This is a genomic window from Paenibacillus sp. BT-177 (genome assembly GCF_025846815.2).
GTDB classification, from domain to species: domain Bacteria; phylum Bacillota; class Bacilli; order Paenibacillales; family Paenibacillaceae; genus Paenibacillus; species Paenibacillus polymyxa_C.
Window position 1 is genome coordinate 120,404 of record NZ_JAOYTP010000002.1, and the last position, 26,123, is coordinate 146,526.

Sequence of the window (26,123 nt, forward strand, 5' to 3'; positions counted from 1 at the left end):
GCCTCCTTGTTAACGTTACCCCCAGCTTAATGCCTGAACATCTCGTGAATACATCGAATTGTTTCCAAATTGTAAATAAGCCAACATTTCCAGTTCTATAGCTATCAAGCGGTCCAACTACTGGAAGCCATCGTGAACCAACAGGGGTAGCCTGAGCGAAAATTCATTGCCACTTGCACCTGAATGACCATTGCCATTTTCCAACCCGGTTTCGTCTGAAGCTGTGAGCTGCAACTCTCCACCCATGCGCTCCGCCAGTCTGCGTGCCAGAGGCAGGCCAAGTCCCGTGCCACTGTCTTGACGAGAACGATCACGACTTAAGGTAGCAAACGGCTCAAAAATCATGTCCCATTTTTCCCGAGGAATCCATGGACCGGAATTGCGTATATACACTATCACGGTGTCCTTTTCCACTCGATTAGATAACGTAATCCAGCCTTCGTCCTGATTGTATTTTACTGCATTATCCAGCAAATTCAGCACAATATGCATCAGATGCTTAGGGTCTCCACACACCTTGGCTGGAATGGTATCCATCGAAAAATTCAGTCCACGCGCCGCAGCTTTCCCCCGGATTCGGCTACCTGCATCTTCGAGCAGCAAATGCAGCTCCACTTCCTCCGTATGTAATTCAAAATCATATTTGTCCAGCACAGATAGTCTCAGTGAATCCTCGACAAGCTCATACAACCGTTTGGTTTCCTTACCGATACTTTCTCTGGCTTCACGCACCAATTCGGGATCATCCCCATACATATCCAGCAAATCAGCGTAAGCCTGAATAGAGGTCAACGGAGTCTTCAGTTCATGGCTGATATTGCCAATAAAGGTCTTTTGCTGCTGCTCTAGCTCTCTCAAACGCCGAACCGCTTCTTCCAGCCGAAGCTTTTCATTTTCGAGCGCGGTAATACTTGCCCGGATCACATGACTCATCTGGAGCATCCCTTCATCCAGCCTTCCCAGCTCGTCCTGCCGTCGCAGCAATCTGGCTTCTGGATAGTGCCCTGCCGAGATCTGCTCAGAAGCGCGAGTCAGTCGTCCGATGTCCCTCGTCTGGCGGCTGACATAGCCTAAGCCAAGAATAAAGCTTAAGACCAGCACCGCACCTCCTGTCCATAAAAACAAGCGGGCAATGTCCTGGTAAAACTGCTGCTGTGCTTCTATTGAGCTATGAAGCTGTATCACTCCCAGCAAGCCGTCTGGACCTTGAAGCGGAGCTAGATAGGTCACTGAGCTACCTTCTGTAATATACGCAATTTTCCCTTGGAGCGCATAAGAAAGCGCCTGACTGATATCTGTTCTATAAGCCAGTGGTAGAGAATTCCCGACCTCATGTCCCCGGCCATCATATAAAATAACGCGCATATTACTGGACACACCGAGTTCCACGGCAAGCTGTGGCGCTTGCTTTTTCATGAAGTCTTCGGGTGATTGGCCAGCTCCCAACAGGTAAGACTGTTTGACGCGCATCTCCACGATTTCCGCCTGACGCTTTAAGCCGCGTTCCATTTGGTCTGTCTGATTGGCACGAATACCAGTAAGCACGAGCCAGCTCAGCACACCGACAGTAAACAGCAGTAAAGCCGCCAGGACCAGCGGAAATTTCCAGCGCAGGCTCAAGCCTGTACGCTTACGTTTGCGCTTCTGCGGGTCAGTGGACTGCAATCTTTCTTGTAAATGGAGTGAATGATGTTCGTTCACGTCATTTTCTCCGCCTTATAGCCGATTCCATATACGGTCTGCAGCATCGACTGATGCGGTTCCAATTTTTTGCGCAAGCGCTGAATATGAATATCCACCGTCCGCGTTCCTCCCACATAATCAATGCCCCATACTTGTTCCAACAGATCGTCCCTTGTATACACCCTCCCAGTATGGGACACCAGCAGAGCCAGTACATCAAACTCCTTGGGGGTCAGATCCAATGCTTTTACTCCGAGTTCGGCCGTTCGGCTAGATGGACGCACTCGTAATGGACCCAGTATTACCTCCGTTCCTTCCGGCGCAGGTGCTCCTTCTCGTTCCAGTCTCCGTACTAATGCCTTAATACGTGCGAGCAGTTCTCTCAGGTCAAACGGCTTGCTCATAAAATCGTCTGCTCCCAGCTCCAGTCCAAGCACCTTATCGACGATATCATTTTTGGCGGTTAGCAGTAGAATACCAACGCCCTTCCGGCTTTCCAAACGGCGACACACCTCATATCCGCCCAGTTTGGGCATCATCACATCCAATATAAGCACATCCGGGTGGAACAAATGTACTTTTTCCAATGCATCCTCCCCATCCACGGCAGTTTCCACCAAAAAACCTTCCCGCTTTAACGCATAGGCCAGTGCATTCCGGATACTCGCCTCATCGTCCGCTATCAGTACTCTTTTATCCATGTCCTCCCCTCCCTGCCCAAAAAACGTTCATGAACATATCATCGGTCATGCCAAGCATAGTTGCCAGGCGAGCTCCAGCCGCTGCCCCAAGTGTCTTCACCAGCTCGGTCCGTCCTTCTAATGCCCTTTCTACGATAGGGGCTACATCTGACCGAAGAAGGGATTGTCCAATCGTAATCTTTCCAAGCTTATACATCTTGAATCCCTGCTTTCGCTTCATTTTATTTTACGCTCCTGATGACAAAGGGCAAGCCTGCCGCCTGCCCTTATCAGGTGTTTCCATAAGATAGGAGCTTAAATTGGAATGAGCAGGCTATTGGCCGTTCCGAAAGTAGCTGAAGAAATCGCAGTTTTCACCAATTGATGAGTTTTAGTTTATGTTAATGCAACTTTTCTAGCATAACAATGTTCATTTCGGCCAAAACATGGATCTTTTTCTTGTGCTCACAGGATAAAAAAACAAACTTATAGCGCTATTATCATTTTTTAATGTCGATAAATATAACACACTATACTAATCTCTTTCTCTCCCAGCCCTGTGTTTTGAAGTGTCTTACCTGTCCGTATATGCTAAAATACTTCCGTATCGGCTATTCGCCTACAGGAGGGCATGATTATGAACCAATCCATTTTGATCGTAGAAGACGAAGAGAAGATTGCCCGACTTCTAGAGATCGAACTTGAATTTGAAGGCTATCAAGTAAGTAAAGAAAAGAACGGGATTGATGGGCTGGAGACCTATTGTAAAGGTAGTTGGGATCTAGTTTTGCTGGATATTATGATTCCTGGTATCAATGGCATCGAACTCCTTCGGAGGATTCGTAAACATGATGCGAACGTTCCTGTCATTTTACTGACGGCTAAAAGTTCCATTGCGGATAAGGTCGAGGGACTCGATTTGGGAGCCAATGACTATGTTACCAAACCTTTTGTGATCGAAGAGCTGCTTGCACGTGTAAGGGCCGCGCTCAGGGTAGGTGCAACGAAAGACATGGCTTCACAAGTAGCAGATCAATGGCTTAGTGCCGGAGATTTACGTCTTCATGAGGGTACACGTGAAGTGCTTCGGGGAGAGCACAACATTGAGCTTACGCCGCGAGAGTTTGACTTGCTCGTTCATTTACTCCGACATCAGCGGCAGGTCCTTAGTCGTGAACAATTACTGGAAAATGTATGGGGCATTGATTATATCGGTGATACCAATGTCGTCGATGTGTATATTCGCTACGTACGCAATAAAATTGACCCCACGCGCCAGCTCCCTGAGCTGATTCATACAGTGCGCGGTATTGGTTATGTTCTGAAGGAATCGTTATGAAGCTGCAGAACAAAATCCATACGTACACCTCGTTATTATTCGGGATTTTACTTGTGGCTATTAATTTCTCAGTCTATTTTCTATTCAGCCAACTTTTAATAGACAGTCGAAAAAACCAGGTAGAGGCCGCAGCAGAGAACATGATTCATGGCATTCAACGTGCTCCAGTATCCATAGCCGCTGAGGATCTGCTACGAGCCTATGTGCCTCTGGACGGCATGCTTCGTCTGATGAGACCGGAAGGCGATTTTCTTGCTCCTATCACCTCTTCATCAGAGCAGTCTCTCAGCTTGATGAAGGGCGTTTTTAATGAAACACGGCAGGTTCGCATCATTACCCATGAAAGCAACCGTTATATTCTCGTTTCGGTCCCCATGATTTGGTCGAATGGAGAGGTTGTCAATCTTCAGGTGACCGAAAGTCTGCAACCGACGATGCAGACGCTCCAGGTACTCAAAATCGTACTTATTGCAGTCACAGGAATTGCTCTTATTCCTGTCGTCATATCGGGAAGACTGCTGGGCAGACTGATTACACATCCAATTACATCCATGATTAGCACGATGAAAGAGATTCAACGTAGCGGGAAATTCAAACGTCTTCCGCTCAATTCGTCATCACGTGACGAGTTAGTCGAAATGGGAGAAACGTTTAATGACATGATTGAATTGCTGGAGCGGAATTTCGTTCGCCAAGAACAATTCGTTTCGAATGCGTCCCATGAATTGAAAACACCTCTAACCATTATTGAAAGTTATGCTAGTTTGCTTAAACGACGGGGATTGCAGAATCCCAGTATTTTTGCCGAATCCGTTGAAGCAATCCATTCTGAGGCGATCCGAATGAAGGATATGGCAGAACAGCTTCTTCTGTTGGCCAGAAACGAAGAACAATGGAATGTCGTGTTAGAACCTGTACGCTTGACCAAAGTAGGGACAGAACTGAAAGCTACATTTGAAAATGCTTTCGCCCGACAAATTCAACTGGATGTACAGACAGACTGCACTGCCTATACGGACGAGAATAAACTAAAACAACTTCTATTTATATTTTTGGATAATGCACGCAAATACAGTGACGAGCCGATACACCTGATGATTGATATTGTGGGCGGTACGGTTCAACCTTGCATAAGAATCACAGATCAAGGAATTGGAATTCCTGAAGAAAAGTTATCTAAAGTTTTCGACCGCTTTTATCGTGTGGACGAAGCCAGAAGCCGCGAGGAAGGTGGGGCCGGGCTAGGCTTATCATTAGCTACAGGAATTGCTCAAGCTATTCAAGCACAAATTGGGCTAGAAAGCATAGAGGGAAGCGGAACAACTGCAACGATCATCCTCCCTGCTGTTCCAAAATAATAAGCCAAAGGAGGGAAAACCGATGAAAACGATCTATGCCTGGATGATTGGAGGTACGGTAGCGGCTGTATTGATCACCATTTGCCTTTTACAGTGGCCCTGGGCACAATCGTTAGCAGCTTCGCCCTTGGAAGAAAAAGCCGTGGTCCAATCTGTATTGCATCAGTATCCCGGCGAGGTACTCGAATCCCAACGTTTGGATAATTTTTATGTGATCAAGCTAGAACGCGCCAAAGGGAAGTACGAAATAAAAGTCAACGCCTATGATGGTGTCATCCAATCCATAAAGCGGACACAGATGTATACAGATGCAAAGCAGGAACCCCAAGATCACACGCCCGGTTCCTCAGAGCCCAGTGACCAATCAAATCCAATCCATAAAACTGACCCGGCTTCTCTTGTCATTACAGAGAATGAAGCAGCCAAGCTTGCTGCAAAAGCAGTGAATGGAACATCCGATGACATTGAACTGCACCGCAATGACAAAGGCCTCTATTATCTTGTTGAGGTTGAGATACACGATGGGCGTGAGGCTGTGGTGCAGATCAATGCAGTATCAGGCTCAATCGACTCTATCACTTGGGAAAAAGAAAAACAGGATCACGACGAATCATGACGTCCTGATGATCTTGCTTATGTCTTCTCATTGTTTTCTCATGATTCTATTATGTTCCTCTCATGTTCAAGGGTTAAGCTGTATTCAAGCATACAGCTCAAGGAGGAATTATGTAATGAAAAAAAACTATACATTAGGAATAATAGCAGCCACGGTTCTGCTTGGAGTTACGGCTACAGGTGTCTCGGCAAATGCCGTATGGGCTGCTAAGCCTACAGGACTAATTGGAGCGACTACTGCTGCCAATATTGCCAAAAAAGCTGTGGGAGATCATGCGCAAGTTGAGGATGTCGAACTGGAGCGCAAGAACGGAAAAGTCTACTATGAAGTGGATCTTCAGCAAGGAGATAAAGATTGGGATATAGAGGTTGATGCTTATACTGGGAAAACCATCCGTTCCCATTCCGAGCTTGATCATGACTCGAATGACGAGTCTTCCCTTTACAAACCCAACCACGTCACTCTAACTGAAAAGCAGGCTGGACAAATTGCACTTAAGCATGTGCCTGGGAGTACCCTTCTGTCTTCTAAATTAGATAAGGAAGATGGACAGTTCATCTATGAGGTCAAGGTACTCACCAACGAAGGAACTGTTGAGCTTGAAATCCATGCATCATCTGGAGCGATCGTGGATACAGACGAAGATGATGACAACAACGATAACTAATCACCCACCATTCATGACCAGACTTGCATAATACAGTGTTAATTAAAACGGAGCAGCGAACTTTCGCTGCTCCGTTTTTTTGACTAACGTGAACAGGAAAAGAACGAGAATAGCCCATAAAACTGCACCTATTATTTCCTCATGAATAGACTGATAACTAACAGAGGATTACCTTTTTCTTCAATTAAAAATCAAGTGAGGTTCTTATGGCGAAATCCTATACAAAAGCACAGATTCGCGAAATCACCCGTCGTTTCGGCCTGATCCCCTTAAAATCAAGCTTAGTCTCATCACTATACCGAAAGAATGCAGTAATCCAAGTAAAAACGAAAAAGGGAACTTATGCATTAAAACCCTTTAGTCGTTCAAAGATGGCTCGTTCAAATACGATTCAACAGATGGAACGAGCTGCGAGCTATATAAGGCTTTTGAAAAAGAGAAAGTATACCTATATGCCCACATGGCTCCCCACTCATTCCGGCAAGCTATGGACTTTGTATCAAGAGACGCCATTTTATGTAAGTCAGTGGATCAAAGGACGGGGACTGGAGACCGCTGAAGATTTCGAAAAACTGGGGTTGGCTCTTGCCACACTTCACGCTACATCCACGGGCTTGCATCGGATGGAGAAAGGAAAGTCCCCTCCGACCATTCAACAATTGCGGATATGGAAAAACCAAGATCGTCTTTTCCAAAAAAAAATGATAAAAATCAGCCGCCAGAATAAAGAGTACCGCAACTGGTACAACACTCATGGCAAGGACTGTAAACGTTTATCCAGACGTGCATGGAAGGATTTGCAGGACGCATCCATTATAAGACTGCTTCGGACGGAACGTCGGCACCCCTCCTTGATACACAGTGATATCACCACCCCGAATGTCATTATTTCAGATGATGGTCATCTTAAAATCATTGATTGGGATCGGGCTAAGATTGGCTCAGTCTATGCTGATTTGGCAAAGGCTCTTATGAATACAACTCAATTCAATCCTGAATTTGTGCAATCCTTGTTGAGGGGATACCAAAAACGCAAGCCACTCAGCCGAACTGAGCGGAAGATTGTTACAGCTTTATATAAACTGCCACGAGAGGCTTGGCATGCTTCCCGACATCCAAATCGTTCAAGAGACCGCGAAATCCTAGACAACTGGGATCAGTCGTGGCCTCTTCGATTACAAATCATCCATATTTTGCAGGAGTGGGCCCGTGTATAAAAGAAAGTGAGGAGCAAAATGTCGATTTTATCGAATGTTGAGCAAATGTACGGAATCAAAATTCAGCGTAGCCGTCAAATGAAGGACATTCACAAGATTGAAACTGCCAATACAACTTACTGCTTAAAACCCTATAAATTCCCGGAAGAAGAGATTCGTTTTATTACACGTGTCTTGTCCTACCTGGATGAACGCGGGTTTACACGTAGCCAAAAGGTCTATCCAACCGTACAGCAAACAGCCTATATGACCTATGAAGGCGTTTCGTATACATTAACCAATTGGGTTCATGGACCCAGGCCGGAATTCACAAAAAGAATAGACTTCAAAAAAGGAATTTCTACTTTAGCCAAATTCCACACCAGTGCCGTAGGCTTTCCTGTCACGGAAGCGCCGCCTTCCAGAATCCGTTATGAAGGCTTGAGCGATGAAATAGCTGAATATAAAAAGCGCCTCAGTCCTTACAAAGGCACAGCACATCTCCTAGCTCTTTGTGAAGAAGTGTTATATCGTCTACAGCAACCCAAAGTTCGAGCAGCAATCCAGCAGGAGCAAAGAGCAGCTGCATTAATACACGGTGACTATAACTATCCCAATCTGGTCAAAGACAGGCAGCTCAAAATCCATTTGATCGACTTCGAAAATTGTTCCCTACATGTAAGGATGAAGGATCTCTCCCATCTTCTTCATCGGAATTGTCTATGGAACGCGACAAAGATGCTGCGCGCGATAGAATTTTATCAGCGATATCGACCGTTGAGCACTCAGGATTTGCATCTGCTTCATACGCTATTGATCTCTCCCTATCATGTGGTCCGCAACCTTAGAATAGGTGGCTTCCGTTCTGCGAAGCGAGTCATTCCATCGTTCGTGCATTTGAACAAATACCGACGTGAACTTAGATCACTGCTATAATTAGTTAGCTTGAAAATAAAAAAAACAGACCCGATAATCAGGTCTGTTTTTTTGTGTTCTGACAGCCATCTACGGGAAATCGACATGTTACTAAACGAATCGATTTGCTGATTGTACCGGTACAGCCATAAATTTATAGCATTGTACACAGCACGCCCCCCTTTTACAATGATGCTAAGACTCAATGCTCAATTGTTTCGAGAAGAGAATTTGGCAAACTAACAATAGAGGTGACTGTACATGTACACCATGACAAAAGAAGAAATAAAAGCTTATTTGAACAGAATCGGAATTCCCGAAGTTCAGCCTCCTACCCTATTCTATTTAGTCGAGTTGCATAAGGCACATGTAAAACATCTTTCATGGCAAACGTTAGACATTTTTGCAAGAAAGCCGGCTGCCATTGGTTTTCAAGAATCTGTTCAACTCATTCTACATGGGAGAAGTGGTTATTGTTTTCATCTGAATGGTGCCTTTAGTGCGCTACTACATTCACTAGGGTACAAAGTTTCTCTGCATCATGCTGGGGTACAACCTTTAGGAGCTGAGCCACGCATTAATTCATTTCATCTTGGATTAACAGTGAACTTGCTAAATGAGCAGCAAGAAGATGAAGTATGGATTGTAGATGTCGGACTGGGCGATATGCCATATGAGCCTCTTCCACTCCTGATGGGGACTTATGAACAACCCCCACTTCGTTATAAAGTTATGGAATCTGAAGTTGTTACTAATGGTTGGCGTTTAGAACACGACCCGCTTGCTTCATTTGTTGGCGTTGATTTTGCCCCTACGGTTGTTCAGGATTTGGACGAATTCAGGCCGAAACATCATTTCTATAGCCGCTCCGTGGAATCTCCATGGTTTAACCTGTTTCTAATTCGGCAAAGGCAAGCATTAGAAGCGAATGAACTCAGAGGATGTATTTGGAAAAAACGTGGGCTAAACGGTTTGGAAAAAATAGAGCTGGATAAGAAGTCGCAGTGGCTGGAAGTATTGGCAGATGTATTTGGTGAGCCGCTCGTTAACTACAGTCATCAGGAACGGGACGAGTTATGGAAAAGAGTACTTGCGGCTCATATGGAATGGAAAAAAATCTTTGACTGAAGCGTTACAATAGAGAAGCTTCCTCTAATTCCTTGTTCAAAGATTCATTCATTCTTTCATAGGAATATGCACTACCTCTGTTGCCTCTGTTGCGTTGATTGGACTGCCACACAGGAAGAGCATCGCTTTGCCAGTATCCAGCCAGCTAACGCCCAAAACTTCCAGTTCCCCACGATATACCGCTCAAACTACATCTCACACCTCCAGCATTTCCGGGGAGTGCTGAAGCATTTCCAATTCCTTCACCATGTTTTCAATCAGCTTTGTGAATGAAGCCAATTCTTCCGAGCTGGAGGCCTGTTGCCGGGCACTGGCTGTTGTGGTAGCGGTCTCGGACTGCACACTGTCAAGCATACGGGCAATATCCAGCACCTTGCGCTGAATTTGCTCCTGTGCTTGCTTTGAATTAGATGCCAGCTTTCGCACTTCCTGCGCCACCACTTGAAATCCACGCCCTGCTTCTTGCGCATGGGCTGCCTCAATCGCCGCATTCAGTCCTAGCAGATGAGTCTGATCGGACAATTCTCGAATGGTACTGCTCATCTGTTCAATATGCTTAATCTCGTCACTCAATTGCAATACTAGTTCCTCTGTATGTTCCTGCGAAGAAGCAGTATTGCAGGCACTCTCCGCGATATTATCGGTATTTTCCCTAAGTTCGGCAATCATCCCCGTCAAATTTTGTGCAATTCGGGACACCACAGTCAGCATCTGCGTTTGTTCATCGGCGAGCTCGTTAATCTGCTCCTTTTCCTTTTCCTGATAAGCTTCCAGCACAAGCTGAGAATCCAGATTGAACATTTTGGAAAGAGCGTGCACAATAGAATACCAGTCCTCTATCCCCGAACGCTTTAAAATGTCTACTGCAATATCCAGATAAGCAATGTACGTACCCAAATAATAATCGGAAGACAATCCGATCCGGGAATGTACCTGCCCCACAAAAAGGCGGTGTTCGATAAACTGATCATCTATTTTCCCATCTGCAAGAGAAAGCCAGTATTCACGTTGTGTTTGCTTTAGTCGCTCAATATTCGACCATTTAGAGATAATCGACATGAGATGGGGAACCTTTTCTACATGCTCATAAAAACGGTCCACTACCTCATTTACAATAGATTGGAATAGCCCCTGATAGTGGTGCAATAAAGCCAAATCACCATCAGTAATACCAATATATTGTATCTGTTTTAATCTACTCTCAGCGACATGAATCATAAGTTCCTCCAAATAATAGTTTACATAGATTTTACATTACCATATTTATCGGCAACTTTTTAGAAAATGTTAAAAAAGAAGAAGATTGATTGTGATTTTTTTCATATTAATTTCAGTGAATTTTATAAACACAACTCCCTAATAATACAAAAAAAGAACCCGCCAGCACCTCAAACGCTCTGTGCCTGCCGGATTCTCTTCACCATCCATTTCAATCCATAGCTTCATACACAATTGTTTATTTCCCCTTACCGATTCAGAAGGCTACCTACATACCTCAATAGATCGTTGGCGCTGGCTCCAGTGTAGCCATGCTCCTCAATCAGCCGCTTAATCACCTCATTCATCCGTTTGAGCTGATTAGCATCAGGCGTTTTGGTCGAAGTAGTGATCTTCACAATATCCTTCAAATCAGCGAACAGCTTCTTTTCAATGGCTTCTCGCAGCCGATCATGATGATGATACTCAAACTTTCGCCCCTTGCGGGAATAGGCGGAAATACGGATTAATATTTCCTCACGGAATGCCTTTTTCGCATTTTCCGACACCCCGATTTGCTCCTCGATGGAGCGCATAAGCCGCTCATCCGGGTCGAGTTCCTCATCTGTGAGCGGATCGCGGATTTTCGCCCAATTGCAAAAAGCTTCGATGTTATCCAAATAGTTATCAAACAGCGTCTTGGCTGATTCTTCGAAAGAGTACACAAAGGCCTTTTGTACTTCTTTTTTCGCCAATTCATCATATTCCTTACGAGCCACCGAAATGAAATTCAGATAACGCTCCCGCTCTTCCTTGGTGATGGAAGCGTGTTGGTCTAAACCATCCTTAATGGCTCGTAAAATATCCAGAGCATTGATGGACTCCACATTTTGCTTAATCAGGGCACTGGAAATACGATTAATGACGTACCTTGGGTCTACGCCGGACATGCCTTCTTCCAGAAACTCATGTTGCATCTCCTTCAGATCGGCCTCCTTATAGCCTTCGACCTCCTCACCGTCATACATGCGCATCTTTTTAACCAGATCCATACCCTGCTTCTTGGTTTCTTTCAACCGGGTGAGCACAGAGAAAATGGCAGCCGTTCGCAGCGCATGAGGAGCGATGTGAATATGACGCATGTCACTTTGCTCAATGAGTTTGGCATAAATCTTTTCTTCCTCGGACACTTTCAGATTATAGGGAATGGGCATTACAATCATCCGCGATTGCAACGCCTCGTTCTTTTTATTCGCAATAAAGCTTTTATACTCCGATTCATTCGTGTGAGCTACGATCAATTCATCTGCACTGATGAGCGCAAACCGTCCGGCCTTGAAATTTCCCTCCTGGGTCAGAGACAATAAATTCCATAAAAATTTCTCATCGCATTTCAGCATTTCCTGAAATTCCATCAGTCCGCGATTCGCTTTATTCAGTTCTCCGTCAAATCGATAGGCGCGCGGATCAGATTCCGAACCATACTCCGTAATGGTGGAAAAGTCGATGCTGCCTGTCAAATCGGCAATATCCTGTGACTTTGGATCAGAAGGACTGAACGTACCTATGCCGATCCGGTTTTCTTCCGATATAAAGACCCGCTCCACACGCACCTTTTCGATGTCGCCATCAAATTCCGTACGCAATCTCATCTGGCAGGATGGGCACAGATTACCTTCAATGCGTACACCCAGTTCCTTTTCAAATTCGGGACGCAACTCATGAGGAATAAGATGAAGGGGATCTTCATGCATAGGGCAGCCCTCTATAGCATACACAGCTCCCTGATCTGTTCTTGAAAACTTCTCCAGCCCACGCTTTAGCAAGGTGACCAGTGTCGATTTCCCTCCGCTAACAGGTCCCATCAAAAGAAGGATACGCTTGCGGACATCGAGCCGCCTGGCTGAGGAATGGAAGTACTCCTCCACCAGCTTCTCCAGTGCACGATCCAGCCCAAAAATCTCCTGCTCAAAAAATTTATATCGCTTATGTCCCCCAACCTCTTCTACACCAAAAGATTCAATCATTTTGTAAACCCGTGCATGAGCGGTCATCGCCGGTGTCGGGTCTTTCTTGAGTATCTCGATATACTCTCTAAAAGTGCCGTTCCAGGCCAAGCGGTTGTTCTCCGCTCGGTACTCCGCAAGGCGGTCAAAAATATTCATGCTCGGTTCCTCCCATGACTGCGTAATGACTATCCTCCACTCTTGATGATTATGGCTACACTCGTCACGCCTTTCAGGATATGATGCGATCCTCTTAAAAAAAGTGTAATACATACCTATGCAGATTGATTTCAGAATTGACCTATTTTTTGTGACAGGTCTCTACGCTTTTTCCAAAAACAAAGGGATTCACTATGTTAAAATAGACAACAACGACGCGGACCTGACGCATTATGGTACAATATAAGCTCGGAATAATGGGATAAAGGAGCGGGAGAATCCATGGCGGTTCGGCATGAGACGGAGCTGTACGCTCCAGTCAAAGCCTTTTTTGAAAATTTAGGATATGAAGTCAAAGGAGAAGTGCGTAACTGCGATTTGGTGGGAATCAAGCCAGGGCAGCAAACGCCACTGATTGTGGAGATAAAAAAGACGTTTAACCTGGCGCTGGTACTGCAAGGTATGCAGCGCTTGAAGCTAAGCAGCAATGTATATGTAGCCGTAGAACGGAACCGTGCCAAAAAAGGGGCGGTGAATCAACGCTGGAATGAGCTGATCGGACTGTGCCGCCAGTTGGGGCTTGGCTTGCTCACCGTCACGCATTTTAAAACAAAGCCTCCGCTCGTTGAGGTGCTGTGTAAGCCCGTGGCATCTAGTGATGATGTTTACAAAACGACTGCCATTCGTCGCGGCTCGCGCAAGGAAAAGCTGCTGCGGGAATTCCACGCACGCAGCGGTGACCACAATGTCGGCGGTAGCACCCGGCGCAAGCTGGTCACTGCCTACCGGGAAAAGGCGCTGCGCGTAGCCGCTGCTTTGCAGGGCTTGGGAGAAGCCGCCCCAGCGCAGCTTGCCCGTACAGCAGCCGTCAGCGATGCTGCTGCCGTGCTCCAGCGCAATTACTACGGATGGTTTGAACGTGTAGCTCGCGGCCGCTATCGGCTGACTCCGTTCGGTGAAGCCGCCCTGAGCGAGTATGCGGAAGTGCTGCAGCAGCAGGGGATTGAAACTGCCGCTGGAATGGCGGCAGAGTTTAACGAGAGTAGCGAGCAATTGCAGATTGCGGACGCATCCGTCGGTTACTCCACCATTGTAGCGGTAGCAGAGGATGACTGACCCTCGGAGTTGTTTTGACTAGCTTCGCGCAGTAAATTCTCCGATCGTCTCACCGATTAGATTCATGCCCATAAGCAGCTGTTCTCGGCCTGGGTGGCTAAAGTTAAGGCGAATATGGGACGCACCTTCATCGCCAACCGCACACAACGCACCTGGCATAAAGGCTACGCCCTTGGGTAGCGCCGCTTTGAGCAGCAAGGCGCTGTCCAGCCCAGCGGGCAATTTCACCCACACATACATCCCACCAGATGGAATATGATACGTCACATCTTTCCAAAACGGACGCTTGAGCAGCTCCAAGAGTAATTGGAGCCGAGTTGAATATTCCTTGTTTAACATTGCCAAGTGCTCGTGCCATTGAAAACGCGAGTTGGTAAGCAATTGGAATAGCAGCCGTTGATTCATCGTACTGGATTGCACGTCAGCCAGCTGCTTCAAGGCGTACATCCCTTCAATCAGCGGCGCAGGACCAGCCGCCCAGCCAGTTCGCAGTGCAGGGGCAACTGTTTTATTAAATGAACCGATATATAGCACTTGACCGCCCTGACCCGCATGATCCAGCGCGAATAGTGAGGGATAAGCCTCTGCAAACTTTCGGCTCTGGGCATGCGGACTCTTATCATAAGTTTCGTGTTTTGTTTTAAAATGCAATTCACCGTAAGAATCGTCTTCAACGACCAACACCTCATGATGACTGCACAGATCCAAAATTTCCTGCCGTCTAGCCGCGCTCCATAAGGAGCCTGTCGGATTCGTAAACGTTGGCGTAGCAAAAAAAAGCTTGGGGCGATAACGGATCATTAAAGCTTCAAGCTTATCGGGAATAACGCCCTCTCCATCTGATTCTACAGGAACGACCTGCGCCCCTTGCATAGATAGCACCTGCAAACATCCAGGGGATGTCGGGTTCTCGACCAATACCGGATCACGCTCATCCACCATCAGCCTTACGATCAAGTCAATAGCCTGCTGGCTACCTGTGGTGAGAAGGATTTGACCTGGAGGTACTCTTACTCCTTTACGCTGTTCCCACTCTCCCGCAAGCCATGCCCGCAACGGAAAATAACCCTCCGGTTCACCATACTGGAGGGCGTCAGGGCCGGAGCCAAACACATCATGAGCCGCTTCCTCCAATAGTTTCACCGGAAACAGCTCTTGTGCGGGCAATTCTTCAGCCAAAGATATAAAGGAATGTCTTCTCGCATTTTCCCGGATATGACGCACTGGAGAAGCCAACATCGCAGCCGTTCGTGAAGCAAAGGAATATTGCATGAACATCCTCCTTCTCCTGAAAATAGTCATGATCTCCGGGCTGACGCGTCAAGCATATAACTGCTTCATCTGACGCGCATATAAGGCATAACGTTCAATCGCCTGCGCCCGGCTGGACACACCTAATTTCGCATAAATTTTACGTAAATAATTATCAATGGAGCGCCGACTAACTTCAATCTCGACAGCAATTTTGTCATATGTAATTCCCTGTACAATACGTTCCATAATAAAAACTTCGGTTTGCGTCAATTCGTCAAAAGGCTCCGAAGCCATTAACGGCATAAATGGCCAGTTTCCACAACGAATCCAATCCATCGGTAATGAAGCAAATCCTTCGCGCAAACCGTTGATCAGGTGAATTAACTGGCTCGGTGATGCCTGCTTGGATAGCATTCCATTTGCACCAAGCGAGATTAACTGCTGGAACAACGTAATATTGTCCTCATCCGTCATAATAACAATATGGCTGTCCGGAGACAAGACCCGCATTTGTGTCAAAAACGGTTCCGCCGTTCCCTCAGGCAACCTATAGTCCATTAAAATAATTTCCGGGCGAATGGAGCAAACCAGCTCCAGGCCTTCTGTGCCGGAGGAAGACATCCCTCTAACAAGCAAATCCTGCTGGTCTTCCAAAATAAGCTTTGTTCCCAGCATACTTGTAGGATGAATATCTATGATGACCACCTGCCATACTTTTCTCATATCTAAACCTCCTGATTTACAAAAAAATACATATTTAACGAAAATAATCATAAAACTAAAGAATGCTTATGTAGAAATTGCGTAAATGTGAACGTATAGGAAGCGAAAACGATTTAAGGAAATTGTATCCTAGGACTTCCTTCCGATGCAATCTCTTTTTCCAATATTTTTATATGACTATTTCGCTTTTGCGAAATAAATAGGCCCATGATAGAATTGGTACTGCAAATAAAGACTGGAAATTTGAATTTACACGGGAGTTGAAAATCGCATGCAAGCTTCACCTGAACGTCCTCCTGCCGAAGCCCGGCGGAGCAATTCAAGAAAGGGGTTGCCCGTAAAGACTTTTCTGCTATTTTGGTTCATTCTTATTATACTAGGTGCTCTCGCAACCTATCTGTATAGCAATCACTTGAAGCAGCAAATGCTAAACGAAATGCAAACCCATACAGACCAACAGATTCAGGCACTCAAATCCGACTATGAAAAGCAACTGACTGCACTTTCCAAGGAAGTTAGCGGATTGCAGGGCAAAGTTCAGTCCTTCAACGAACTACTGACCTTTACAAAGGATAATGCCAATAACAAGACCGATAATAGCAATAAACTGTATACTCAATTAAATGAAGTCAAGCAGCAACTCAATACACTTCAGAAAAAAATGGACTTGCTAAAATGAATGTAGATGCAAAGCTAGTAAACCGGTTCTTTATGTTGGCCCTTGCTCCTTTTATCGGTTTGTTAGGGTGTATTTTGTTAGTGCATCCCCCTTTGAGCTTTCCTGAATCTACATCTCCGAGTCTGCAAAAAGCCGAAATCACTCTACAAGCGCAATCAGTAGGCAAGCAGCTTGATGAAGCCAAGCAAACAGCAACGTATACCTTATCTACGATTCGCCGGACGTCTGAGCTTTACAAACAAACGACCCAAACGATGAATCAGCTTGTCGTGACTGCCTCTGCGCAGTCCAAGCGACCCGCGGTTATCTATAATCGGCGCATCACTGCCAAACTGGGTGTTCCCTATTACCAGGTAGATAGCAACCGGATTACCATCGAATTGTTTAAAGTAAACCCGGGAATTTATCACGGATACGCTATGAAAGTCAAACTTAAAGATCCTACGGCAATGAAAATGTCTTTGGGAAATGACAAGTTGGGTGGCTCAGAAACGACCATGCGTGCAGTCTTGAGACACGGAGCTATTGCAGGCATCAACGCAGGCGGCTTTGCCGATGGAGACGGCAAACGCTATCCATTAAGCACTACTGTCTTGAACGGCCGCTACCTTACTGGCTTTCAGTCGAGTTTCAAGGACTTGTCATTCGTTGGATTGAGTAACGACGGCAAGCTTATTGGGGGCAAATTTTACAATCAAGGTGCTCTTGACAGCTTAAAACCTGCCTTTGGAGCTACCTTCGTTCCCGTTCTGTTACAAAGGGGACAAAAAGTGCCTATTCCTGATAAATGGAAAGTCTCTCCCAAGCGGGCTCCACGTACAGTCATTGGCAACTATAAAGATGATCAGTTGCTCATTATTGTCGTAGACGGCTACAATGAAAGTGGGGGTTCAGGTGCAACGCTCGAAGAACTCCAAGGGAAGATGTTCAATCTGGGTGTTCAAGATGCTTATAATTTGGACGGCGGCGGTTCCTCGTCCCTTATACTAAACGGCAGAATCGTAAACAAACCGTCAGATGGTAATTTGCGTCCAGTCCCTACTCATTTTTTGTTCTATAAATAGTTAGGTGTAGTTTACTATCCAATTAAATATATGCTGTTCAGGCATAACTCTATCCGAAAAAAAGCATCACGAACGAATGTCGTGATGCTTTTGCCTCATTTAGGAGGAGTACTGTGTCATTTCTGTCAGGCATTGAGCACAAATATAACGTTCTTTGAAATCGTTCACTTGTTCTATTGAGCCGCAGAATACACATTTTGGACGATAACGCTCCAAAATAATATGGTCGCCCTGAACCAAAATTTCGACAGGATCTCCCTCATTCATTTGATATCTTTTACGTAGTGACTTAGGCAGAACTATTCTCCCCAACTGATCAACTTTACGTACCACACCGGCAGGTTTCATCGTGATCGTACACCTCTCCTATTGAGTATTAGCTTTCAAATTTCTTTCCAGGCGAAAAACTAGGTACAAAGACACTATTCTTTATGTAGTATTCGCTGTCTTTTTGTCGAATCCTGCTGATCGCAGGAAATTTTATTACATTTTTTCATAAAATCATGAACCATATCAAAGTATGGTACAGAATGTCTATAATATTTTTATCGACCGGAAAGCTAATTATCATTAGCTTTCACAGAGAATTTCCGCAAATTTATGACCATATATCCTTTATTCAAGCTCTACTGTCATGTACTTTCGAGCAATAATAGTGCAACTTTTATCAGCAACTAAGGTCCTGGTTCTTTATTCGCATTTATACTTGATCGATTGATGTTTATTACGATAAACCTGGAAAATCCAATTGTCTCAGCGCTTCATATACAATAATCGCAGCGGAATTCGACAAGTTTAGAGATCTTACTTTATCTGACATTGGCATCTTGATACATGTATCAGGATTAGCAGCTAGCAGCTCAGGAGGCAAACCTTTCGTTTCTTTACCAAATACCAAAAAGTCTCCATCCTGAAATTCAATATCACTATACTGCTGTTTCGCCTTTGTCGTCGCATAAAAAAAGCGACCTGCTTGATATTTCTCTTGTACTTCAGCAAAAGACTCGTGATACTCAATGTGGACAGCATACCAATAATCAAGCCCAGCCCGTTTTAACGTAGCATCATCGGTACGAAAACCCAGTGGCTTAACCAGATGCAGATGAGTTCCGGTTGCAGCACATGTTCTGGCAATATTCCCTGTGTTAGCTGGAATTTCCGGCTCGACAAGCACAATATGTAATGGCATCAGTTTTTCATTCCTTTCATCATTAAATTCATCAGACAAATCACCGAAAGTCTAACCAAAATGTGTACGCTGAAAGCATGCACTCTCTTCATTTTAACAAAATCAGAGGGATATAGACATCAAACAACAAAAAAATATCATTTTCCCTACACCACTAAAAGCCTTCCCCTATACACATTCAGGGAAGGCTTTATTTTTACTTTTCGATTTCAAATATCGTGTATCGAAATATATGTCTGTGTAATCAACTGTTACGTTGCTTAAATCCATCCATAAACTCGGCTAATGCTTGACAGTTCTCCAGTGGAACCGCATTGTAGATCGAGGCGCGAAGCCCTCCTACACTGCGATGCCCCTTCAATCCGATGAAACCGGCTTGTTCGGATTCTTTAATAAATTGTTTTTCCAGATCCTCATTTGCAAGGCGGAAGGTTACGTTCATAATAGAACGATCAGCGCTGTCCACACAGCCACGATAGAAGCCTTCGCTTCTGTCAATACGATCGTATAGCAGAGCAGCTTTCTGCTGATTCACACGCTCGATGCCTTCTAAACCGCCTTCCTCCTGGATCCATTTGAGCACTTCATTCACCATGTATATGGCAAAGGATGGGGGAGTATTGTAGAGAGAGTTATTCTTTTGATAAGTACTGTAACGCAGCATTGTAGGAATATTACCTGGTGAGGAAGCCAGTAGCTCTTCACGGGCAACCACGACCGTTACACCAGAAGGTCCCAGATTTTTTTGCGCACCAGCATAAATCAATCCAAATTGAGTAACATCAAAAGGTTTGCAAAAAATATCACTGGACATGTCCACAATCAGCGGTACGGAACCCGTATCCGGGAATTGCTTAAATTGTGTACCTTCAATCGTCTCATTGGATGTCATATGCACATATGCAGTATTCTCAGGCAAGTCCAAGGAATCCACATTCGGAAGACGCATGTATTTCTCATCAGCGGAGGAGGCGGCAATGTGAGCCTTGCCCAATAGCTTAGCTTCTTTATATGCCTTGTCCGACCAGCTACCTGTCATTACATAGCTTCCGATCTGCTCTTCACTCAAGAAATTTAAAGGCAGCATGGCAAACTGCGTACTTGCGCCCCCTTGGAGGAACAACACCTTGTAGCCTTGTGGGTTGCCCAGCAGAGATAACAAACGTTCCTGCGCCTCATTATGAACAGATTCATACACGGCTCCACGGTGAGACATTTCCATGATGGACATCCCTGTTCCCTGGAAATCTACGAATTCAGCTTGTACACGTTCCAGTACTTTAAGCGGCAATGCCGCCGGTCCTGCATTAAAATTGTAGGCTCTCTTACTCAACAATTTCCCATCCCTTCTCTACTCTGGTGTGGATATTATCGCTATGATAGCAGTATTCATAAATGCGTTCAAGACTTGTATAAAAATGTTTCCGAATTCCTTTACGATGTGACAAAGCTGTGAATGTTAATATATTTAACATCTTCATTTTGTAATATTCTTCTTAATGGTAAAAGGTCTCCGGCGTGAGACCGGAGACCTATCTTGAACAACAACTATTCCCCGCAGGCTAATGAGCGTTATTCAAAAGCAGCTATGCTATCGATGCAGTATTAGCAGTCAAAATACAAGCTGTATTCATGTGGATGAACACGGATATTCACCGATTTAGCTTCAGAACGTTTGAACTCTACATAGTTATCAATAAAGTCCTTCGTAAATACGCCGCCCTCAGTCAGGAATTCGTAATCGGCTTCCAGAGCGTCCAGAGCTTCATCCAGTGTACCAGGTACACTGCGGATTTTGCCTTTATCAGCATCAGACAGCTCATAGATGTTAGTGTCGAGTGGACCATAGCCCAATTCGATTGGGTTCAGTTTGCGCTTGATGCCATCCAGACCTGCCATCAGCATTGCTGAGAAGGCGAGGTAAGGGTTAGCTGTGGAGTCCGGTGTACGGAACTCGATCCGACAGCCTTTAGGAGTAACAGCCGCTACTGGAATACGTACAGCCGCAGAACGGTTACCTTTGGAGAATACCAGGTTAACCGGCGCTTCGTAACCAGGAACGAGACGTTTGAACGAGTTGGTACTTGGGTTGGTCAAAGCGATCAACGCAGGTGCGTGGTACAGAATACCACCAATGTAATGAAGAGCCATTTCGCTCAGATTAGCATAACCACCTTTTTCGTAGAACAAAGGAGTATCGCCGTCAAAAATAGATTGGTGAACGTGCATACCACTTCCGTTGTCCCCGAAAATTGGTTTCGGCATGAATGTTGCCACTTTACCATATTGACGAGCTGTGTTGTGTACAATGTATTTATAAACGAGCAGGTTATCTGCTGTTTTCTTGAGTGTATCAAAACGGAAGTTGATTTCCGCTTGGCCTGCTGTAGCCACCTCATGGTGATGGCGCTCAATTCTCAGACCTGCTTCTTCAAGCAAACGGCACATTTCACTACGAATGTCTTGTTGGGTGTCTACTGGTGCTACAGGTACATAGCCGCCCTTCACTCCCACTTTAAAGCCCAGGTTGCCGCCTTCTTCCTTGCGGTTCGTGTTCCAAGCTGCTTCCTCGGAATCTACGAAGAAGGAGGAGCTGTTCATGCCGCTTTCGTAGCGAACATCATCAAAGATGAAAAATTCAGATTCAGGTGCAAAGAATGCCGCTGTGCCCACTCCTGCGGATTGCAGAAATTCCTCAGCTTTTTTGGCAATGCCACGAGGATCACGGTCATATTTTTCGCCGTCTGGCGTAGCAATGTCACACAGGATATTCAGTGTAGGATGCTGAGTGAAAGGGTCGATAAAAACCGCTTCTGGATCGGGCAGCATAACCATGTCGGATTCCTCAATGCCACGATAGCCGGGAATGGAAGAACCGTCGAAAGCAACACCGTTAACAAATGTTTCTTCATCTACTTCGGAAGCTGGCAACGAAATATGGTGAGCACGACCAGACAAATCTACAAAACGAAAATCTACCCACTCAATATTATTTTCTTGAATTGTTTTCAATACGTTTTCAACGGACATGTCTTCTTCCTCCCAATTTTTCCGAACATTAAGTCTTATACAACCCTGAAATGTTCATGATCGAATGTTTTTTTCTGTCGTCATTATAAATCTCAAACATGACACGGGTCAATAGCTATGTAAGGTATTTTTTAAACTAATGTTAGATATGCTTACGCCCTTGATAACATTTGAACAATACAAAAAGCCCGAAACATCGGGCTTTTAAGTGATTTTACTCTCATTTACTGCATTGCGGCAAAACTTTTATGCATTAATGTTAATAATTAGTTTTTAGATACGATACTAGGCGTGTGGAATGTTTTACCAATTGCAGGGGCTAACAGTTCCAAATCTTTTAGTAAATCTGCAAATTGATCCGGGAATAGGGACTGTACACCATCACCCGTCATCGAGTTGTCAGGGTCTGTATGCATTTCAATAATTAAACCATCCGCTCCGGCAGCTACCGAAGCCTTCGTCATAGGAACAACCAGTTCACGTCTACCTGTGCCGTGGCTAGGATCGGAAATGACCGGTAAATGGCTCAACTGTTGCAAAACAGGGATCGCGGACAAGTCGAGCGTATTTCTCGTGTAAGTTTCGAATGTACGGATACCGCGCTCACACAACATAACATTCGGATTGCCGCCTGCCAAGATGTACTCAGCAGCATTCAAGAACTCGTCATAAGTCGAGCTGAAACCGCGTTTGAGCAATACTGGCTTGCCGCAAGTACCCAGCTTGCGCAGCAAATCAAAGTTTTGCATATTACGTGTACCTACTTGCAGAATATCAGCGTATTCCGCGCAAATGTCTACGTATTCAGGTGTCATGACCTCTGTGATGGTCAAGAGATCGTGCTTCTGACCCGCCTCAGCCATCATGATTAAACCTTCTACACCCGTTCCTTGGAAGCTGTATGGCCCTGTACGCGGCTTAAAAGCACCTCCACGAAGGACTTGCGCTCCTGCAGCTTTGACCAATCCGGCAATTTCATCGATCTGTGCAGCAGACTCAACAGCACATGGTCCCCCCATAACGACAAGCTCGCCCCCGCCGATATTTACACCTTTGATGGAGATCACTGTATTTTCCGGATGAAAATCACGGCTGGCCAATTTGTAGGACTTCGAAATTTTAACCACATTCTCTACACCCTTCATTTGGCGTAGATGTTCTGCCAGCTTCGGCTCTACGCTTCCAATCAGCCCGATAATCGTACGATCCGATCCTCGCGATATATGAGCCTGCAATCCTTCTTTTTCAATAACTTCAACAATAGCTTGAATATGTTCTTCAGGTGTTTGAACACCAGCGATAACGATCATTTTTTTCTCCCTCTCTAAAAACCATATTTTACAATCACATAGATGATATTATGACACTTAGACGCTTGTTCGCTTTTAAGCTTTTATTCGTTAAAGCAACTATACCTGTTTTAGCTCGACTCGTCAAGGCTTAATTATCCCGACTTGTTCTATTTTTTTTGAATTAGTGTAGCTGGTCTAATTGGATAATATCGGCACTTAAACAGTTTAAAAAAAGCCGCTACCCGGACGTTTGTATCCGAATAACGGCTGTAATCAATCACATACTATTTCGTCGTTTTTGACTTTTCTCGTACAGGAGGCAATAGTTTTTTCATATCAATGGTTCGCCGAATCTCCCATGTTTCCGGGTTATCCGCATCATACTGTTCCAAATACGTAATGACCTCTTTGGTAATCAGCGTAGGTGTTGAAGCCCCGGAGGTCACAGCTACTTTGGCTACGCCCTCAAGCCACTCCCTCTTCAGCTCGGTTATATCAGAAATACGATAAGCCGTGGTACCAGCTATTTCTTCCGACACCTGAGCCAATCGGTTGGAATTGTTGCTTCGCGGGTCACCGACCACGATTACCAGATCCGCCTGTCCTGCCTGCTCAGCTACCGCTTCCTGACGTACCTGCGTTGCCAAACAGATTTCATTGTGTATCTCGGCACCTGGGTACTTCTCCAGCAGCTTCTTCATAATGTGCTTGATGTCCCATTGACTCATGGTTGTCTGGTTCGTAATCAGGATTTTGTCTGCTGACAGTGTAAGACCGTCAATCTCTTCTTCCTTTTCAATCAGATGAACATGGTCAGGAGCAATACCGATAGCTCCCTCTGGCTCTGGATGATTCTTTTTGCCAATATAAACAATCTGATAGCCTTCGGCTGACTTCTCCCGAATCAGATCATGTGTCTTCGTCACGTCAGGACAGGTTGCATCAACCGTAGTCAATCCCTTATCCCGTGCCAGCTTGCGAACCTCTGGTGATACGCCATGAGCAGTGAAGATGACAGTACCACTCTCTACCTGGCTTAAAATCTCCATGCGGTTCGGTCCGTCCAATGTAATGATCCCTTCGTCTTCAAAGGAATTGGTAACATGACTGTTATGAACAATCATGCCTAGTATATAAATAGGCCGGGGTAAATCCAAATTTCTGGCTGCCTGACGAGCCAATACCATGGCATCGACTACGCCGTAGCAGTAACCCCGGGGCGAAATTCTGAGTACCTCCAAAAATAGCCCCCACTTTCTTCGACACAGTATACAGCTCCAATAACTGGACAGCTGTGGGCTTTTATGCCTCTACCGGCCAATTCTATGATGTAGTTCCCCTCCTATTATAGCCTATTCCAAAGGCGCGGAAAAGCTGACTGGAAGCCAAATGACAAAGGTCGTTCCTTCTCCTTGGCGCGTAACCACTTCCACAGACCCCTGATGTTCATCAATAATCCACTTGGCAATCGATAATCCCAAGCCAATTCCCTCTGTCACGCCGCGTGACTCATCTGCCCGGTAAAACCGGTCAAAAATAAAGGGAACCTCACTTTTGTCCATACCAATGCCTGTATCACTGATTCGTAGCCCCACCTGTCCCTGATATACAATCGCATCAAATCGGACTGTGCCTTCAGGTGTATATTTAAAAGCATTATCAATGAAAATGAATAGCATTTGCTGCAAATAATCTTTGCTTCCGTCCATATAAATACCATTCAACAATGAAAAGTCGCCCACATTCCATTCGGCTGTTCGCTCCAAAAACTGAGCTCGACGAGCAACCTCGTTTACGAGCGGCTCTAGCGCAACAGGCATCTTATCGAACGTTTTCCCTGTGTCCGCTCTTGCGAGTGACAACATATCGCTCACCAAGCGGCTCATTCGTTTGCCTTCATCCGCCATGTCATTCAGCGCCTCCATGGAAAGCTCGCGAATCATCGCTTCATCCATATTCGGCCGCTCGCCCGGTTCAGTAGTCCACATTTTGAGCAGAAAATCAACGTTGCCACGAATCGTCGTCAAGGGTGTGCGCAGTTCATGGGAAGCATCGGCCACAAAGCGGCGCTGCGCACCATATGCATCTTCAAGTTCCTTGTAGAACACTTCTGTACGCCCCAGCATGTTGTTAACTGTCCCGATCAATTGTCCTATTTCATCTGGCGGACCGTCATATTCAATCCGAACACTCAAATCATTGCTCGATTGAATCTGATTGGCCCCCTCAATGACCTTAACCAGCGGCTTCATAGATTTACGAGCCAGGAAGAGACCAGAGGTCGCAGCAGCCAGTAAGGCAAATAACGAACCGTACACAAGCACATTTTGTAACCTGTTCATGAGTCGGTCCTGAGAGCCCGTGAATTGCCCTACCTGTAGCAGCCCGACCACCAAGCCCAATTCCTCGGATTTAATCGACTGTTGATAAATCATAAAGGAATCACCATTTACGTTCACACGCCGAACTCCCTCATTTTGAACTGCTCCTGCCGCTGTAGACGGAACAGGGAAGGTGATACTAAGGTCTTTCATATTTTGGGTCGTTTTAGTTACACCGGACGTATAATTATAAATTTGAACATATAGCTGTGAGTCATCTATTCCACGCCCCTGCTCCAATCCAAGATCCAGGTTAGGGACCTCAAACAATCCCCCTTTTATAATAAGGCGTAATTGCTTGTTAATCTGTGGCGCCTGAGTCATAAGCTGACTTTTCACTTCATTATATGTGTAGTAATATACTAGTCCGTAAATAGCCAGACCAAAAATGACAAGCACTATAGCCAAGATGCTCGAATACCAAGCTGTCAGCCGCCACCGAATAGACATA

At 45.4% G+C, this 26,123-nt stretch carries 24 protein-coding genes; 10 read left to right on the top strand and 14 right to left on the bottom strand.

Translation table 11 applies throughout. From position 1 onward, the window contains the following. Positions 1-117: 117 nt before the first annotated feature. From OIU26_RS06685 to OIU26_RS06695, 3 genes are read right to left on the bottom strand one after another with little or no spacing between them, the layout of a single operon-like run. Entirely contained in the window at positions 118-1,701 is a 1,584-nt protein-coding gene (locus OIU26_RS06685; RefSeq protein ID WP_264216340.1) for a sensor histidine kinase, read from the bottom strand. After that, positions 1,698-2,384, bottom strand: a complete 687-nt coding sequence (locus tag OIU26_RS06690) for a response regulator transcription factor (RefSeq protein ID WP_264216341.1) — start codon at positions 2,382-2,384, stop codon at positions 1,698-1,700. The genes OIU26_RS06685 and OIU26_RS06690 overlap by 4 nt, the downstream gene beginning before the upstream one ends. Continuing rightward, entirely contained in the window at positions 2,377-2,604 is a 228-nt protein-coding gene (locus OIU26_RS06695) for a protein aroM (protein WP_264216342.1), read from the bottom strand. Before OIU26_RS06695 ends, OIU26_RS06690 begins: the two co-directional genes overlap by 8 nt. A gap of 396 nt (positions 2,605-3,000) precedes the next feature. Between OIU26_RS06695 and OIU26_RS06700 the strand changes: the two genes are divergently transcribed. From OIU26_RS06700 to OIU26_RS06730, 7 genes are all read left to right on the top strand, one after another. After that, positions 3,001-3,702 (top strand): response regulator transcription factor, encoded by a 702-nt coding sequence (locus OIU26_RS06700; RefSeq protein ID WP_165081481.1) that lies wholly within the window; start codon positions 3,001-3,003, stop codon positions 3,700-3,702. Further along, positions 3,699-5,060 carry a sensor histidine kinase gene (locus OIU26_RS06705; RefSeq protein ID WP_264216343.1) on the top strand — a complete coding sequence of 454 codons (1,362 nt, stop codon included), beginning with the start codon at positions 3,699-3,701 and terminating at the stop codon, positions 5,058-5,060. Before OIU26_RS06700 ends, OIU26_RS06705 begins: the two co-directional genes overlap by 4 nt. Positions 5,061-5,082: 22 nt before the next feature. Next, positions 5,083-5,676 (top strand): PepSY domain-containing protein, encoded by a 594-nt coding sequence (locus tag OIU26_RS06710; protein WP_264216344.1) that lies wholly within the window; start codon positions 5,083-5,085, stop codon positions 5,674-5,676. A gap of 115 nt (positions 5,677-5,791) precedes the next feature. Beyond that, positions 5,792-6,343 carry a PepSY domain-containing protein gene (locus tag OIU26_RS06715; RefSeq protein ID WP_058829268.1) on the top strand — a complete coding sequence of 184 codons (552 nt, stop codon included), beginning with the start codon at positions 5,792-5,794 and terminating at the stop codon, positions 6,341-6,343. Between the two features lie 206 nt (positions 6,344-6,549). Continuing rightward, positions 6,550-7,560: an aminoglycoside phosphotransferase family protein gene (locus tag OIU26_RS06720; RefSeq protein WP_013370149.1), complete on the top strand. Its 1,011-nt coding sequence runs from the start codon at positions 6,550-6,552 to the stop codon at positions 7,558-7,560. Between the two features lie 18 nt (positions 7,561-7,578). Further along, positions 7,579-8,475: a phosphotransferase gene (locus OIU26_RS06725; protein WP_264216345.1), complete on the top strand. Its 897-nt coding sequence runs from the start codon at positions 7,579-7,581 to the stop codon at positions 8,473-8,475. Positions 8,476-8,715: 240 nt separating this feature from the next. Beyond that, on the top strand, positions 8,716-9,582 hold the full coding sequence (locus OIU26_RS06730; protein WP_264216346.1) for an arylamine N-acetyltransferase: 867 nt from the start codon (positions 8,716-8,718) through the stop codon (positions 9,580-9,582). Positions 9,583-9,777: 195 nt separating this feature from the next. Here OIU26_RS06730 and OIU26_RS06735 read toward each other — a convergent pair whose 3' ends face one another. Continuing rightward, positions 9,778-10,800 (bottom strand): globin-coupled sensor protein, encoded by a 1,023-nt coding sequence (locus tag OIU26_RS06735; RefSeq protein WP_264216347.1) that lies wholly within the window; start codon positions 10,798-10,800, stop codon positions 9,778-9,780. Positions 10,801-11,048: 248 nt separating this feature from the next. Further along, positions 11,049-12,944 (bottom strand): PrkA family serine protein kinase, encoded by a 1,896-nt coding sequence (locus OIU26_RS06740; RefSeq protein ID WP_013370145.1) that lies wholly within the window; start codon positions 12,942-12,944, stop codon positions 11,049-11,051. A gap of 282 nt (positions 12,945-13,226) precedes the next feature. On the opposite strand from OIU26_RS06740, the gene OIU26_RS06745 reads away from it, so the two are divergent. Then, entirely contained in the window at positions 13,227-14,060 is an 834-nt protein-coding gene (locus tag OIU26_RS06745; RefSeq protein ID WP_264216348.1) for a DUF2161 family putative PD-(D/E)XK-type phosphodiesterase, read from the top strand. 18 nt (positions 14,061-14,078) lie between these two features. Here OIU26_RS06745 and OIU26_RS06750 read toward each other — a convergent pair whose 3' ends face one another. Beyond that, positions 14,079-15,332, bottom strand: a complete 1,254-nt coding sequence (locus tag OIU26_RS06750) for a PLP-dependent aminotransferase family protein (RefSeq protein ID WP_264216349.1) — start codon at positions 15,330-15,332, stop codon at positions 14,079-14,081. 48 nt (positions 15,333-15,380) lie between these two features. Then, positions 15,381-16,037, bottom strand: coding sequence for a response regulator transcription factor (locus OIU26_RS06755; protein WP_013370141.1), 657 nt, complete (start codon positions 16,035-16,037; stop codon positions 15,381-15,383). A gap of 271 nt (positions 16,038-16,308) precedes the next feature. Here OIU26_RS06755 and OIU26_RS06760 point away from each other — a divergent pair, with 271 nt between their 5' ends. Then, positions 16,309-16,716, top strand: coding sequence for a hypothetical protein (locus OIU26_RS06760; RefSeq protein WP_013370140.1), 408 nt, complete (start codon positions 16,309-16,311; stop codon positions 16,714-16,716). Next, on the top strand, positions 16,713-17,780 hold the full coding sequence (locus tag OIU26_RS06765; RefSeq protein WP_264216350.1) for a phosphodiester glycosidase family protein: 1,068 nt from the start codon (positions 16,713-16,715) through the stop codon (positions 17,778-17,780). The genes OIU26_RS06760 and OIU26_RS06765 overlap by 4 nt, the downstream gene beginning before the upstream one ends. Positions 17,781-17,879: 99 nt before the next feature. Here the strand turns inward: OIU26_RS06765 and OIU26_RS06770 are convergent, their stop codons facing one another. From OIU26_RS06770 to OIU26_RS06800, 7 genes are all read right to left on the bottom strand, one after another. Then, a complete protein-coding gene (locus OIU26_RS06770; RefSeq protein ID WP_014599574.1) occupies positions 17,880-18,128 on the bottom strand; it encodes an AbrB/MazE/SpoVT family DNA-binding domain-containing protein in 249 nt (82 codons plus the stop codon). 376 nt (positions 18,129-18,504) lie between these two features. Beyond that, positions 18,505-18,969 carry a tRNA (uridine(34)/cytosine(34)/5-carboxymethylaminomethyluridine(34)-2'-O)-methyltransferase TrmL gene (gene trmL, locus OIU26_RS06775; protein WP_025676392.1) on the bottom strand — a complete coding sequence of 155 codons (465 nt, stop codon included), beginning with the start codon at positions 18,967-18,969 and terminating at the stop codon, positions 18,505-18,507. A gap of 244 nt (positions 18,970-19,213) precedes the next feature. Further along, the gene (gene serC, locus OIU26_RS06780; protein WP_013370136.1) at positions 19,214-20,305 is read right to left on the bottom strand and encodes a 3-phosphoserine/phosphohydroxythreonine transaminase; all 1,092 of its coding nucleotides are present in this window, start codon (positions 20,303-20,305) and stop codon (positions 19,214-19,216) included. 269 nt (positions 20,306-20,574) lie between these two features. Next, complete coding sequence (glnA, locus tag OIU26_RS06785) at positions 20,575-21,999, bottom strand: type I glutamate--ammonia ligase (RefSeq protein WP_216976305.1); 1,425 nt, start codon at positions 21,997-21,999, stop codon at positions 20,575-20,577. A gap of 266 nt (positions 22,000-22,265) precedes the next feature. Beyond that, positions 22,266-23,309, bottom strand: a complete 1,044-nt coding sequence (gene aroF / locus OIU26_RS06790) for a 3-deoxy-7-phosphoheptulonate synthase (protein WP_264216351.1) — start codon at positions 23,307-23,309, stop codon at positions 22,266-22,268. Between the two features lie 266 nt (positions 23,310-23,575). After that, entirely contained in the window at positions 23,576-24,532 is a 957-nt protein-coding gene (locus OIU26_RS06795; RefSeq protein ID WP_014599573.1) for a 4-hydroxy-3-methylbut-2-enyl diphosphate reductase, read from the bottom strand. A gap of 111 nt (positions 24,533-24,643) precedes the next feature. Continuing rightward, a complete protein-coding gene (locus OIU26_RS06800; RefSeq protein ID WP_013370130.1) occupies positions 24,644-26,122 on the bottom strand; it encodes a sensor histidine kinase in 1,479 nt (492 codons plus the stop codon). Position 26,123 lies beyond the last annotated feature (1 nt).

What these genes read in the sequence shown, in the direction of transcription:
- OIU26_RS06705 (WP_264216343.1), top strand. Translation starts at nt 3,699, where the DNA reads ATGAAGCTGCAGAACAAAATCCATACGTACACCTCGTTATTATTCGGG.
- OIU26_RS06710 (WP_264216344.1), top strand. Translation starts at nt 5,083, where the DNA reads ATGAAAACGATCTATGCCTGGATGATTGGAGGTACGGTAGCGGCTGTA.
- trmL (WP_025676392.1), bottom strand. Translation starts at nt 18,969, where the DNA reads ATGCCATTACATATTGTGCTTGTCGAGCCGGAAATTCCAGCTAACACA.
- OIU26_RS06800 (WP_013370130.1), bottom strand. Translation starts at nt 26,122, where the DNA reads ATGTCTATTCGGTGGCGGCTGACAGCTTGGTATTCGAGCATCTTGGCT.
- OIU26_RS06755 (WP_013370141.1), bottom strand. Translation starts at nt 16,037, where the DNA reads ATGAGAAAAGTATGGCAGGTGGTCATCATAGATATTCATCCTACAAGT.
- OIU26_RS06750 (WP_264216349.1), bottom strand. Translation starts at nt 15,332, where the DNA reads ATGCAATATTCCTTTGCTTCACGAACGGCTGCGATGTTGGCTTCTCCA.
- OIU26_RS06730 (WP_264216346.1), top strand. Translation starts at nt 8,716, where the DNA reads ATGTACACCATGACAAAAGAAGAAATAAAAGCTTATTTGAACAGAATC.
- OIU26_RS06745 (WP_264216348.1), top strand. Translation starts at nt 13,227, where the DNA reads ATGGCGGTTCGGCATGAGACGGAGCTGTACGCTCCAGTCAAAGCCTTT.
- glnA (WP_216976305.1), bottom strand. Translation starts at nt 21,999, where the DNA reads ATGTCCGTTGAAAACGTATTGAAAACAATTCAAGAAAATAATATTGAG.
- OIU26_RS06700 (WP_165081481.1), top strand. Translation starts at nt 3,001, where the DNA reads ATGAACCAATCCATTTTGATCGTAGAAGACGAAGAGAAGATTGCCCGA.
- OIU26_RS06695 (WP_264216342.1), bottom strand. Translation starts at nt 2,604, where the DNA reads ATGAAGCGAAAGCAGGGATTCAAGATGTATAAGCTTGGAAAGATTACG.
- aroF (WP_264216351.1), bottom strand. Translation starts at nt 23,309, where the DNA reads ATGATCGTTATCGCTGGTGTTCAAACACCTGAAGAACATATTCAAGCT.
- OIU26_RS06760 (WP_013370140.1), top strand. Translation starts at nt 16,309, where the DNA reads ATGCAAGCTTCACCTGAACGTCCTCCTGCCGAAGCCCGGCGGAGCAAT.
- OIU26_RS06725 (WP_264216345.1), top strand. Translation starts at nt 7,579, where the DNA reads ATGTCGATTTTATCGAATGTTGAGCAAATGTACGGAATCAAAATTCAG.
- OIU26_RS06720 (WP_013370149.1), top strand. Translation starts at nt 6,550, where the DNA reads ATGGCGAAATCCTATACAAAAGCACAGATTCGCGAAATCACCCGTCGT.
- OIU26_RS06740 (WP_013370145.1), bottom strand. Translation starts at nt 12,944, where the DNA reads ATGAATATTTTTGACCGCCTTGCGGAGTACCGAGCGGAGAACAACCGC.
- OIU26_RS06765 (WP_264216350.1), top strand. Translation starts at nt 16,713, where the DNA reads ATGAATGTAGATGCAAAGCTAGTAAACCGGTTCTTTATGTTGGCCCTT.
- OIU26_RS06770 (WP_014599574.1), bottom strand. Translation starts at nt 18,128, where the DNA reads ATGAAACCTGCCGGTGTGGTACGTAAAGTTGATCAGTTGGGGAGAATA.
- OIU26_RS06735 (WP_264216347.1), bottom strand. Translation starts at nt 10,800, where the DNA reads ATGATTCATGTCGCTGAGAGTAGATTAAAACAGATACAATATATTGGT.
- OIU26_RS06690 (WP_264216341.1), bottom strand. Translation starts at nt 2,384, where the DNA reads ATGGATAAAAGAGTACTGATAGCGGACGATGAGGCGAGTATCCGGAAT.
- OIU26_RS06715 (WP_058829268.1), top strand. Translation starts at nt 5,792, where the DNA reads ATGAAAAAAAACTATACATTAGGAATAATAGCAGCCACGGTTCTGCTT.